Origin of the sequence: Wolbachia endosymbiont (group B) of Episyrphus balteatus (assembly GCF_947250575.1) — a bacterium.
In the GTDB taxonomy this organism is placed as follows: Bacteria; Pseudomonadota; Alphaproteobacteria; order Rickettsiales; family Anaplasmataceae; genus Wolbachia.
The window spans coordinates 65,219-77,488 of record NZ_OX366325.1; the positions used below are offsets into that span (position 1 = coordinate 65,219).

Sequence of the window (12,270 nt, forward strand, 5' to 3'; positions counted from 1 at the left end):
GGTAGGGGAAGTTCCACTGGTCTACTCTCCTTTATAGAAAAAAAAGCATCTAGTGAGGAATATAGTGATGAAGAGTGTCACAATTTCCTCGATAGTATAGAGAAAATCAATACTTTAATTAAGTTAGAGTTAGAAAGTAGAATTGAAGGGATGGGTCATGATGAAAAAAACAACCATGATGATTTACAAGACGAGATTGGTCGTGCAATCAGTATAGAAAATAAATCAAAGAAAAGCGATTGATCTTGCGTTCCTCCACAAGCAACCTTCTTTCTATTAGACTGCTGAAGCTATGTTGACATTAAATGTGTATTATAAATAATTAGTTAACTTCGAACTTGTTTTATATGTTACGTGTTATTGCGGGTAAATATCGTGGAAGAAAAATAACTACAGGCAAGAATTTAGCTGCACGGCCCACTATGAGTAGTGTCCGAGAAGCAATATTTAGTATACTTTCTTCAAGAAAACCTATTTATAACCTAAATGTACTTGATTTATTCTGCGGAAGTGGCTCTTTTTCATTTGAAGCACTTTCTCGAGGTGCTAAACATGCATTCATGGTAGATTCAGATTATTACAATTTGCAACTGCCTAAAAAAACAGCAGAAGATTTTGGAATTACGAACGATATCACGTTAATTTGTTGCAATGCTAACGGATTACCAAGACCTATTTCAAAGTGCGATATAGTTTTTATGGACCCACCTTATAATATCAATCTGGTTAACTCAACTTTAGATGAGTTAGCTCACTCAGGCTGGTTAAATGATAATGCGTTAATAATTCTAGAAATGAGGAAAAATGAAGGTTTTGAGTGCAATAAAAACTTCAATATAATTGTGGAGCGTACCTACGGTATTGCAAAAATAATTTTTCTTTCTTCACTCACTTGAATTTCTTTTGTAAACATCTATAGCTAAGCTAAGTAAGATTTTTCCGAGGACTGAAAGAAAAAATCAATTCGTTTTGGTGGGAATAGGGTGTGTAACAGCAAATCAATACGAGTTGATATACTAGAAGAAGCAGTATGGAAAGAAATGAAGATGGTACTCAAAGAACCAGAGGCAATGACTAAGGAATATCAGCTCAGACTCGTAAAACATGAAAGTACGCAAGCAAAGGATTAACTTGAAAAGCGTGCAAGTAAAATAGAACAAGGTATAGAAAAATTAGCTTATGTATATGCAAGGGGTCATATAACGAAGGAAAAGTATGACTTAGAAGTTGAGAGCATGGAAAAGGAGTTAAAGGAATCAGAGATCAAAGGGAAGAAGCTATCGATGAAAAGAGTCTACAGAGAGAATTAGATTTTATCACAAACAGTGTAGAAAGTTTTTCCTCTGAGAGAGCTTAATCAAGCAGACTATGAAACTAAACTTGATATAATAAGAAAGTTAGTTCAACACATTGAAATTGACGATGATAACGTACATATAGTGTTTCGATTGAAAGAACTTACTCTCGAAAGGCAAAAAAAAGTGTTCAACATTGTATCGGGATGCCAGTGTCAAGCACTGGCATGATACCGTTTATTCTTATGGTGGTCTTATCTGTCTACCTTATTTTATCACTCTGCTAAACGGATAAAAAAAAGAAGATATTAGTAAACTAATATCTTCTTTTGTGATTAAAAATACATTGGATCTTGATTGTGTATTTCATCTACTATAAGCAATAATTTTTCGCTTTCATCATAGAGACTTTTTGTACTAGCTGCTAATTTCTCACTAATTTGTGAACGAGGTTCGGAAAGTTCAAGACTATAAAATGATAATACTTGAAGACATTGTTGTAGGCATTCTTGCAGTGATGAACTATTTTGACATTTATTGGAGCATATACGCATAATGTCTCGAATTACACTGTAACTTGAAAAATCATCCAACTTTTGTTGTAAATCTACTCCCTTTTCCTCACTATTGAAACCCTGTAAATTTCCTCGAAACATAATACATTCCTTAATTTTGCAAATATACTAATATTAGTATATAAATATGAATATTATATTAATATAATTACTTTTCAAATATAAATGGCAAGTTAAAGTGGTTTTTTGTTACTCAAAAAACAGAAATGTTTCTATTTCCTACACTTTCTTTATAAAAATCATAGGCGCCCATTATTAGCTAAAGTAAAAGTCAAGTATCTGGAATTCTGGACATAAAATCCTCCTGTATAAAAAGATTAGAAAAAAATGCAGCGCACATATGACAGACCGCTGAAAAAGATACGCTACGTTTTTTATTGAAAAGTTAGTTGAAAGTCTGCAGACAAAGATAGATTTTGAGCTCTTAAAATATCTCTAATTGTCATTATAATCAGATTCAAAATATGCGGAAGTAATTTTTTTTGACAATAGATTTCTTGCATAACCAAGTGTCATCCCAGCTGGGATTCAACTAAGTTGGTAAACACCTTACAACGTTTTTTGCGCGAAAAAGCTTGATGCCAGTGTCAGCTACTTGCATGACATCCTCTTGCTTCTATAGGTGTCTTTATCTCGTCTACTTTATTTTGCCACACAGATACAATGGTTTCACATGCACTTGGTAGGCTATCTATTTTGACAAAGAAGGACTACCAACACCTTCACTTTTTGCATCACTAAATTTACTTGCCACTTTATCAATAGTCCAAACGAGTGGCGTAACAACGAGCGCAGCAGCCCAAATAACAGCACTAACAACATAACTCAAAACTGTGTTAACAAATTTAGATAATGCACTACTATGGTCCCATGTCTTACGTGACAACATGGATGAATAATCTATGAACGATTTTGTGTTACGCTTAAGATCAAAACTATCTACTACTTTCGCTAATCCTTTTGCCGGCCAGTATGACAAATACGCCAATGCTAGATATAAAGGTTGCAGAATTACACTAGCTAACGCAAAAGTAGTAGTCTGAATCATAGAAGGATTTTGGTAACTACCAAGAGCTACATTTTTCACTGGCCCAACAACACTGTTGATAAGGTAAACGGATTTATAGAAACTATTTTGTGGAATTTTGTTACACCCAACACTTTTGGTAGGAACATCTCCAAACTTAGCATATTTCTTAAAATTATCATATAAATTTAACATATTACCCCTCTAAAATAAAAACATAATTATCTTACTAATATCGCTTGTTTTAGAATAAATGCAATCACTACCTAACTAAATTATCTGTTGCGCAAAAGCACATATTACCATACCATCGAAAATAAAGAGGTCAGCATGAGTTTTACTTTACCTGAGCTGCCATATGATAAAGCAGCTTTAGAACCTTACATATCTGCAAATACATTGAATTTTCATTATGATAAGCACCATAAGGGATATTTAAATAAACTCAACGAACTGGTTGAAAACACAGATTATCAACATATGGAAATTGAGGAATTAGTAACGAAAGTTCATGGAAATAATAATACAGTTCCTATTTTTAACAATGTAGCACAAGTTTGGAATCACACTTTTTATTGGAATTCAATGAAAAAAAATGGTGGTGGTAAACCTAAAGATGATGGTCTTCTAGCAAAAAAAATTCAAGATGATATCGGTGGCTTTGACAAATTTTGTGAAGAATTTTCAAATTATGGAGTAAGCCAATTTGGCAGTGGATGGGTGTGGTTAGTACTTGAAAAAGGAAAACTCAAAATCACTAAAACTCCAAATGCGGATCTACCGCTAATTTATGGCCAAGTGCCACTACTTACTATGGATGTATGGGAGCATGCATACTATTTGGATTGCCAAAATCGCAGAATTGACTACATAAAAGTTTTTCTTGATCATTTGATCAATTGGGATTTTGTAGAAGAGAATTTAAAGAAGAATATATAAGATGAATATACCACAAGTAACAAAACTAGATAATGGTCTGCGCATAATAACTGAGCGAGTGCATGAAGTTGATTCCGTAGCTTTAAATATACGAGTTGGTGTTGGCAGTAGAGCTGAAAGTGCAAGTCAAAATGGAATATCTCATTTCCTAGAGCACATGGCTTTCAAAGGAACAAAGACAAGAACTGCTTTTGAAATTGCAAAAGCTTTTGACGACATAGGTGGAGCTTTCAATGCTTGCACCGGTAGAGAAAGTACAAGTTATTACGCGAAGGTTCTTAAAAAAGATATAAAGACTGGCATTGATATATTAATAGATATATTAATGAATTCTACATTTCCAGAGGATGAATTGGAACGCGAAAAGGGTGTTGTAATACAAGAGATTTTTCAAACTAATGATTCACCGAGCGATATCATTTTTGATAAGTATTTTGAAGCAGCTTATAAAGATCAACCATTTGGTAGGTCAATCTTGGGTACGCAAGATACTGTCAAATCTTTTACTCGAGCTAATCTAGATAACTACATAAATGAGCATTACTTTGGCGAGAACATTATATTTGCTGTTGCAGGAAATGTTGAACATGAGGAGGTTGTTCAATTAATCAAAGACTTTCTCTCAAAGATTCATTCAAAAGAGCTGAAAAAAAGCGAGAATGCAAGTTATACCGGTGGTGAGTATTTAGAACATCGTAAATTAGATCAAGTACATTTATTAATTGGTCTACCTAGTGTTTCTCGTGATGATAATAGATATCACACATTCAAAGTTCTTGATGCCATACTGGGAAGTGGCATGTCATCACGCCTGTTTCAGGAAGTAAGAGAAAAGCAGGGGCTTGCTTATTCCATTTACTCATTCAACTCTAGCTATGCTGATACAGGAATGCTTTCGATTTTTGCTGGTACAGATAGCAGTAATCTAGATAAGCTTTTGAAAGCTATAACGACAGAGTTGAAGAAATTGTCTACAGATGATTTAAAGGAAGAAGAAGTAAATAGAGTAAAAGAACGAGTAAAATCTCAAATTTTAATGTCACGCGAAAGTGTTAGCTCGCGTGCTGAAACGTTAGGACACTACTACGGTAACTATAATAAATACATCAGTAAAAACGAATTAATAGAAAAAATTAGTGCTGTTACTATTTACGATATAAAAAAAGCAGCAGAAGAATTGCTATCTCAGCATGAAAGAATTACTTTAGCTGCGATTGGAGAAATTAATTCATTGCCAAGTTACGATAAAGTGGTTTCTATGCTTAGTGTACTTTAATTATGTTGCTTATTCTCACTAAAAAGTTCAATGAATGGTTGCAAAATCCTTTCTATAAAAAGTTTGCTTTCTGGTTCATCGCATATACCACTAATCATTTTATTGAAAGTTTTTTCGCTGTTTTGTAAAAATAAATAGCTTTCTACTGATTGCACAATAGACAAGGCAGTTAAAATTCCTCCTATCACTAAACAAGAAGCTATAGCAGGTACAGTACCCACTGCAATTCCAGTTGCGATTAATGATAAACCAGCTAAGAGTGTAAAGGCTGAAACGCAAAACGCTGTTTGATGTTTTTCTTTATTTTTAACCATAAATGCCTCACAAAAATTATATTTCTAGTATATCCGTATATATAATGTACTGTCAAGTTTTTAAAGAAGATTAAAAAATGCAACGCACATGTGCAAAATATGAACTAGGTATATAATTCACAATGCAACGGTATTTCACTAATCCAATTATTTTTTTCCTGATCTAGCCTATCATTCAATATTGCTTGTCTTATTGATTCCATCAACTTATTCATGAAGAAAACATTGTGAATGGTAACGAGTGTATAAGCCAGCAACTCTTTAGCTTTCAGTAGATGGTGTATATAAGCTCTTGAATGTTTTCTGCAGGTAAAGCACAAACAATCACTCTCAATTGGGTTATCATCTAGTTCGAATCGTTGATTTCGCAAATTAATATGCTCTTTGCACTTTGAAGAAATAGAATCTCTATTTTTTACTTTAACAAGCGCGCCACCATGTCTTGCGAGGCGAGTTGGATGCACGCAATCAAATGTATCAACTCCAAGCTCTACTCCACGAAAAATGTCTACAATTCCACCAATACCAAGCAAATGAGTAGGCCTATCTTTTTTTAAATGTTCCATAGTAAAGGAAACTACATCATACATCTGCTCTTTACTTTGACCAAGTGATCCACCTATTGCTTGACAAAAAAATGGCAAATCGTTGATAAAATCACAACTTTCTCTACGCAAATCTTGATACACTCCGCCTTGACTAATTCCATAAAGCACCTGTTTGCCATTATTATTTTTTTCAAATTCATTTAAAGAACGTTCAGCCCATCTATGGCTCATGAGCATCGATTTCCTTGTGTACTCCTTGCTGACGTGAAATGGAGTACATTCATCTAAAACTAAGATTAAATCTGCACCTAATTTTTGTTGAATTTGTATCGACTTTTCAGGAGTTAGACAATAAGTTTTACCATTTATGTAAGAACGAAAAATTGCCCCATCCTCGTTAATTTTGATCAGAGTTTTTTGTTTCTGTCTTACTCCCTTTATCTCTTCTGAAACTGATCCGTGTCCTAAACTAAATATCTGGTATCCACCAGAATCAGTGAGCATTGGCCCACTCCATCCCATCATCTTGTGCAAGCCACCAAGCTTTGCCACAGTATCCTCTCCCGGTTGGAGCATTAGGTGATAGGTGTTGGAAAGTATTATCTGAGTACCTGCTTCTCTGATTCTCTCGATATCTGCAGCTTTAATAGCAGCTTTGGTTGCACAAAATATAAATGCTGGTGTTTCTATACTTCCGTTTGGAGTTTTGATCGTTCCAACTCTTGCAGAACCTGATTGCTTGGTTATCCTAAACGAGAACTTTTCCATCTATTTACTTGAAAGTTCTGCTATGATATTTTCCACTTTTTCAGGAGTGAGGTTTTCATAAAAATCGTTATTGATCTGTACAACAGGGGCATTAACACATGCACCAAGACATTCAACTTCCTTTAAAGTAAATAGATTATCTTTAGTGGTTTCACCGATATTGATTCCAAGCTTCTTTTTAAAGGTACTTAAAACTTCCTCGCTATTGCATAACCAGCAAGGAGTTGTTCTACAAACTTGTATTAGATATTTACCTACTGGCTTTAAATTATACATGGTATAAAAATTTGCCACTTCATACACGCGAATATGTGGAATATGAAGCATGTCAGCAACGTAGCGCATGGCAGATTCAGGAACCCATCCGCATTGTTCTTGTACTAGATACAGTAAAGGCATAACAGCGCTTCCTTCTCTACCTTTAGGATACATCTCTATAGACTTTTTTGCTTTGCTAAGATTGTCTGGTGTAAAACTAAACTGCTCTTCTTTCTCTTTCATCTAATAAGGTTCATGTAAATCTCAACAAATTATACTTGAAGAGTTAACAATTGCAATTAGACTTCTTGCATAATCTAAGACCTACTGTAAACCAAGCTTAGTATAATCCAATTTGACGTACCTTATTATTTTTTTTACTGTGTAATTGATCTACATGAGAAACTTTTTCACCACTTTGTAATCTTTCTCCCTGGAAAATTCCTGCAGGCCTTTCAAAGTACCCACGTTCAATAGCATTGTAAACTGAGTAACCACCAAATAAGCAATTTTTTCCTATTTCTTCTTCACAATCTTTTAATTCTTTCAACCTCTCTTGATCTCTTACTTCTACCTTTATCCAGTCTTTATTTTGCTTATCAGGATATAACCTAACGTCTAACTCTCCCTTAGTGGTAGGGAAAGTCAACACTATATCACTATCGTCCGCAAGATTGGTGTAATTCCTTATACCATTCTTTGTTATAATTGCTACCTCACTTTTACCAATCTTTATTATATCTCTTTCATAGTCTATGTTTCCCTGAGCTCGCCTTAACTCACTAGCTTTTTCTGTGAGCCTTGCAACATTTATTATACTATCTTCGGAATATTCCGAGTATAAAGTAGTGTTATCTATTTTTGCATTCTTTACCATACCATTAATAACTGCTCCTTTTATAACTTCCATAAAATCTAGGGTACTCTCTAGATAATCTAGATAAGCTTCTATCATATTTTCTTTGTGCTCTTTAAATTCAGATTCTAGTGTATCAATTACTTTCATATTATCTTTATTATATAACACTGCCCCTATTGATACCAACTTGCATACTATCTTGCTTGCAACTTCAGGATTCTTTCCTAACTCACCAATCCTTTCCATAACACAATCTGTAAAATTACGCTTCTTATCTTGAGAAAATCGTCTATTAATCCTTCCTCCTGAGAGAATAGCCTCATTTACAACTCCTTCTAGTTCATCCATATTTTGAGCTTTAGAAACTTTATCTAAAAATTCTTTTAGCTTTATCTGTCGATTCGGCGGTAAATTACTCCATAAATCCCTAGAATAATACTCCTTCTCATCATAACTTGACCATTGTAAATTGATTGCATCTGCTTTCAAAAGTAATCTTTTTACTTCAAATTTATTTGCTCTTTCATCAGTACCTGAACGAGCAAAAGAATCAAGATTTTTAGCATGTTGATGCACCTGCAACTCTCCTTCATTACTTCGAAGATTCAAAACCATTCTTAGATCTTGATCATTCCCAAAATCATCTAAGAATTCTTGTAGATCTTCAACAACTGAATCACCTTCTGAGTTATTTACTATATCCAACAACTTTCTTCTCAAGCCCCCCTGTCTCTTAGTTAAAACGTAACCTGAACCATCTTCGAACCAGTCTTTTGTTTCCATTATAGAGCGTAACTTATCACTCAACTTCTCTCGCTTATAAGTCACAAAGTACTTTTCAATATGTTCATGATGATTATCACGTGCAACTTGCAGAGGAGTTTTTCCTTGTTTATCACCTTGATCAGAAATAGCTCCTTTCTCTAAGAGTAAAACTACGCCTTCAGAACAACCAACACTAGCAACATGATGCAAAGGCGTTTTTTTTTCATTATCTTCTGCATTAAGGTCAGCTCCCTTTTCTAAGAGAGCAGCTATACTATAAGGTCCAGTAGAATAGTGTAATGGTGTCCTTCCTTTATCATTCTTGATATTAGGGTCAGCTCCTGCTTCTAAAAGCAAACTTACGGCACAATCATATTGTTTTCTTGCCCAAGCCATACTTGATATTATGTGCAATATCGTCAAACTAGACTCTCCCCTTTCACAATTAAGAACGGTTTTTAGATTTTGATTATCTTTATTATTTAATAAAAACTTTTGAAGTTGTCGGTAACTATCTCCTGCACTCAAAGATCTCATTGCACTAAAAATAGATAGCAATTCCTCATCTAACTCTTCTTGACTGTCTGTCAACTCAGTTGTAACAAGCCACGCACACATTAAATTATCAAACGAGCCTTTTGTAGCTTCAGCAATATCTACCAAATGACGCCTATCAGGAAACATGAATAAACTTTTAATCAATTCATATTCATAATCCTGTTGTAGCTCGTTTTCTATTCTACTTTCCTTATTAGAATCTTCCCCAGTAACTTCTGGCATATTTACTCCTCACTTTATAAAACCGAATGTAATTATAACAAATAAAGCTAATGCAAGCTAGCTTTCTACTACTTCTTGTATAGTTATATCACTAACACGTAGCGGGATTATAAACATTAAGAAATTAACTAGATGGAAAAAAGGCAAAAGAATCCCCTAGTAGTGAGTTTTATAATGTAAATTGGCATTGTAATAATGTTCTAACGCTTATTTTAAGCGGATTTTGGCTGAATGTAGAAAAAATAAAAAAAGCCGCTATAATTTTATGTAATTCGCCAATAAATACTCTGAGTTTTTTACTGAATTTTGTCATTGAGCCTGCAGATCAAAAACAAGTTTTGAGTCATAAATACCCTTGATGTCATGGTAAGGGTATTTGGGGGATTTGTAAAGGAATTTCTGTTGTCAACAAGCTGCTAAATTTATTATATGGTTTCAAAGGAAGCATATTGTCTATGGGAAATCTGGGTTTATTAGCGTATTATCTTAGAGTACTTAAAAATTAATTTCTTAATTTTAGTTAAAATTTTATTGACGTTACATATAGAAATAATCATAATAGCGTTTTATTAAAATTTTAAATATAATTATGTCTATATTAAGTAGATTATTTAGAGTTAATACAACTACACTGAAAGTTAAAGAAGCGATAGGTTTTAACCCAGTAAACGTAGGGTTGATTGAAGGAAATGGAGTTACTTATGGACTCAGCTATCAAGATAACGGCAATGGAAGCAGTAGAGTAAAGTTACTTATTAGTCCATTATATCAATCGAAAACATACGAGTGTGATACATGTGTCAACGTAGCAAATGAATTCAAGGGCCAATTATCTCCCACACTAATAGAAAATTCAGCTGAAGTAGATAAAGTTGGAGTTATTTTTCCTACAGAAGAAACTAACGAAGAAGGAAAAAAATACATAAAAAGTTTAATGTTTCACACTTATAAAATTCAACATTCAACGAATGCTCCCTTAGTTGAGCATTCAGGAAAAGTAAAATTACAAAAAAACATTAATAACCATAATGATGCAAATAAAGGCAATAGCTACTTTCAACCAAAAGCAGTGAAAGTTGGTAATGGTAATGTTGTTGTAGTTGCTCATAATTTAAAGGATCAAGCTTTAGTTTCTTGGTATTTACAATCAGACACGAATGGAAAATTTAAAGCTTTATCTGGAGCAAACGGCATCATAGAAAGAAAATTATTCAAGTTTAATAATCCAGGGCAATTAGTACTAGATGAAAATACGATGCTTTATTCGCAAGTGGGAAAAAATAGTATTGAAAATCAAGAGGTAAGAACAAATATTTTTAAGTTCGATATGGCCAAAGTGGTTGAGGATCTAAAAAGTGGAAAGAAAGATGAATGTTTGCTTAGTAAGAGATGTCAGATAGATAATAAAGCACTATCTCTTTCCAGAGAATATGAAATAAGCTTTTTACAGTATGTGAAACAAACTGAAGGCGATGATCAGGTTGCTTTTCTTGCAAAAAAACAATCTTCTAATACGCAAGAATTGCATTTAGCAAGGCTTGCTAAGAGAGGACCAAAATCAAATTTTACTGTTTGTGAATGTGAAGATCCTATAGAACAATTGTATGTTAAAGACAATGGCCAAGGAGGTTTTATCGTCACTGCGGTAAGTGGAGAGAGTATTATAACTTTTAATAGAGAGAGCTCTGGAAAATCTTCTGAAGCAACGATAATACCGACAAGCAGTATCAAAGCTCTCAGTGATTTTGTTAATATCATTAACGGCCAATTGATGCCTAGTATTATTTCCAGCAGTACTGTGGCTCCTATAACTGTTACAGAGACGGTTGTGACTTCTAAGAAAACGACGACTGCTGCAATTACTAGCACAACAGAAACCGACACTGTAAAGACTACCAAATTAACAACAGAAGCATCAACTATCATTGTACCAACTTCCACAATGAGTAAATCTTCAACAGAGTCAACGACTCAGGCAAGTACAGTAACAGTGGAGTCAACAACAGTAGCATCAACTACCACTGCACCTACTTCTACAACGAGTAGGCCTTCAACAGAGTCAACAATTCAAACAAGTACAGTAACAGTGGGGCCAACAACAGTAGCAAAAACAACTACTACTCCACAAGCGACCACAGTTGCTACAACGTCAACTAGTGCACCGATAGTAACTTCAGAAACTGAGACAAGTACTGTAAAATCTACAGCAGCGACTGTTGAGTCAACTTTTACAGCAAGCAGTACTACGATGAGTAAGCCTTTAACAGAATTAACAACTAAGATGAGTACGTCATCAGAACCAACGACAGTAGCTGAAACTATTGCGACTTCACAAGCAACTATGATTACTACAATGCCAACTAATGCGCCAACAACAAACTCAGAGAAAACTATACAAACATTGTCCATTATCCCAAGTACTAGAACAAAAGCAACAACTCCTCTGTTCACTACAACTTTACTTCCTCAAACTACTCCTTCACCACAGCCCGCTCAGCTTGCTATAGAGTCTAATAGGGCAGGAATGATAGGTGGGTCTTTGGTTGGAGCGATAATAAGTATTGCTGGAATTATAGGATTCATAGCATACAAATATGTTAAGGGTCGTAATTCTGTCCCTGTGTTAGAACTAACTAATTTCAATGATAGAAGGCGATCATCTTCAAGTGGCAATAGCGATGAAGAAATTTTTATCGCTAATAACAGAATGAGACATATATCTATGCGAACTATGGATCAATCTGAAACAGTGCTAAACAGTATATCGGTGGAGAGTAGTAGTCGGTCAAGAAGTAGCTCATCGTCTTCAAGCGGTGGACCAGGATCTTGACTGACTGAGCTAGAGTCTAAAAGTGAAAAAAGCTTA

The 12,270-nt window shown here is 34.4% G+C and carries 11 protein-coding genes and 1 pseudogene; 6 read left to right on the plus strand and 6 right to left on the minus strand.

Features of this window, described 5'->3' with window-relative positions:
- Positions 1-30: 30 nt before the first annotated feature.
- The 3 genes and pseudogenes from OOL05_RS00350 to OOL05_RS00360 form a co-directional block, all read left to right on the plus strand.
- Positions 31-243, plus strand: a pseudogene (locus tag OOL05_RS00350) (WD_0853 family protein); the annotation flags it as partial.
- 104 nt (positions 244-347) lie between these two features.
- Positions 348-896, plus strand: a complete 549-nt coding sequence (gene rsmD, locus OOL05_RS00355) for a 16S rRNA (guanine(966)-N(2))-methyltransferase RsmD (protein ID WP_007302024.1) — start codon at positions 348-350, stop codon at positions 894-896.
- An 87-nt stretch (positions 897-983) separates the two neighbouring features.
- Positions 984-1,130 (plus strand): hypothetical protein, encoded by a 147-nt coding sequence (locus OOL05_RS00360; RefSeq protein ID WP_164819305.1) that lies wholly within the window; start codon positions 984-986, stop codon positions 1,128-1,130.
- Positions 1,131-1,630: 500 nt separating this feature from the next.
- Here the strand turns inward: OOL05_RS00360 and OOL05_RS00365 are convergent, their stop codons facing one another.
- A complete protein-coding gene (locus OOL05_RS00365; protein ID WP_264730357.1) occupies positions 1,631-1,951 on the minus strand; it encodes a hypothetical protein in 321 nt (106 codons plus the stop codon).
- A gap of 610 nt (positions 1,952-2,561) precedes the next feature.
- Positions 2,562-3,092, minus strand: a complete 531-nt coding sequence (locus OOL05_RS00370; RefSeq protein ID WP_010402422.1) for a hypothetical protein — start codon at positions 3,090-3,092, stop codon at positions 2,562-2,564.
- A 135-nt stretch (positions 3,093-3,227) separates the two neighbouring features.
- Between OOL05_RS00370 and OOL05_RS00375 the strand changes: the two genes are divergently transcribed.
- Positions 3,228-3,836 (plus strand): superoxide dismutase, encoded by a 609-nt coding sequence (locus OOL05_RS00375; protein ID WP_007302021.1) that lies wholly within the window; start codon positions 3,228-3,230, stop codon positions 3,834-3,836.
- A 1-nt stretch (position 3,837) separates the two neighbouring features.
- Positions 3,838-5,112 carry a M16 family metallopeptidase gene (locus OOL05_RS00380; RefSeq protein ID WP_064085407.1) on the plus strand — a complete coding sequence of 425 codons (1,275 nt, stop codon included), beginning with the start codon at positions 3,838-3,840 and terminating at the stop codon, positions 5,110-5,112.
- On the opposite strand, the gene OOL05_RS00385 is transcribed toward OOL05_RS00380, so the two are convergent.
- From OOL05_RS00385 to OOL05_RS00400, 4 genes are all read right to left on the minus strand, one after another.
- Complete coding sequence (locus tag OOL05_RS00385) at positions 5,109-5,426, minus strand: WD_0736 family protein (RefSeq protein WP_264730360.1); 318 nt, start codon at positions 5,424-5,426, stop codon at positions 5,109-5,111. The genes OOL05_RS00380 and OOL05_RS00385 overlap by 4 nt on opposite strands.
- A gap of 104 nt (positions 5,427-5,530) precedes the next feature.
- Entirely contained in the window at positions 5,531-6,742 is a 1,212-nt protein-coding gene (gene tgt, locus OOL05_RS00390; RefSeq protein WP_264730362.1) for a tRNA guanosine(34) transglycosylase Tgt, read from the minus strand.
- The gene (gene nuoE / locus OOL05_RS00395; protein WP_010402402.1) at positions 6,743-7,243 is read right to left on the minus strand and encodes an NADH-quinone oxidoreductase subunit NuoE; all 501 of its coding nucleotides are present in this window, start codon (positions 7,241-7,243) and stop codon (positions 6,743-6,745) included.
- A gap of 97 nt (positions 7,244-7,340) precedes the next feature.
- Positions 7,341-9,404: an ankyrin repeat domain-containing protein gene (locus tag OOL05_RS00400; RefSeq protein ID WP_264730364.1), complete on the minus strand. Its 2,064-nt coding sequence runs from the start codon at positions 9,402-9,404 to the stop codon at positions 7,341-7,343.
- A gap of 589 nt (positions 9,405-9,993) precedes the next feature.
- On the opposite strand from OOL05_RS00400, the gene OOL05_RS00405 reads away from it, so the two are divergent.
- The gene (locus OOL05_RS00405; protein WP_264730366.1) at positions 9,994-12,234 is read left to right on the plus strand and encodes a hypothetical protein; all 2,241 of its coding nucleotides are present in this window, start codon (positions 9,994-9,996) and stop codon (positions 12,232-12,234) included.
- The last annotated feature ends 36 nt before the right edge of the window (positions 12,235-12,270 follow it).

Coding starts and splice junctions, on each gene's coding strand:
- rsmD (WP_007302024.1), top strand. CDS start 348: ATGTTACGTGTTATTGCGGGTAAATATCGTGGAAGAAAAATAACTACA.
- OOL05_RS00385 (WP_264730360.1), bottom strand. CDS start 5,426: ATGGTTAAAAATAAAGAAAAACATCAAACAGCGTTTTGCGTTTCAGCC.
- OOL05_RS00370 (WP_010402422.1), bottom strand. CDS start 3,092: ATGTTAAATTTATATGATAATTTTAAGAAATATGCTAAGTTTGGAGAT.
- nuoE (WP_010402402.1), bottom strand. CDS start 7,243: ATGAAAGAGAAAGAAGAGCAGTTTAGTTTTACACCAGACAATCTTAGC.
- OOL05_RS00405 (WP_264730366.1), top strand. CDS start 9,994: ATGTCTATATTAAGTAGATTATTTAGAGTTAATACAACTACACTGAAA.
- OOL05_RS00375 (WP_007302021.1), top strand. CDS start 3,228: ATGAGTTTTACTTTACCTGAGCTGCCATATGATAAAGCAGCTTTAGAA.
- tgt (WP_264730362.1), bottom strand. CDS start 6,742: ATGGAAAAGTTCTCGTTTAGGATAACCAAGCAATCAGGTTCTGCAAGA.
- OOL05_RS00365 (WP_264730357.1), bottom strand. CDS start 1,951: ATGTTTCGAGGAAATTTACAGGGTTTCAATAGTGAGGAAAAGGGAGTA.
- OOL05_RS00400 (WP_264730364.1), bottom strand. CDS start 9,404: ATGCCAGAAGTTACTGGGGAAGATTCTAATAAGGAAAGTAGAATAGAA.
- OOL05_RS00380 (WP_064085407.1), top strand. CDS start 3,838: ATGAATATACCACAAGTAACAAAACTAGATAATGGTCTGCGCATAATA.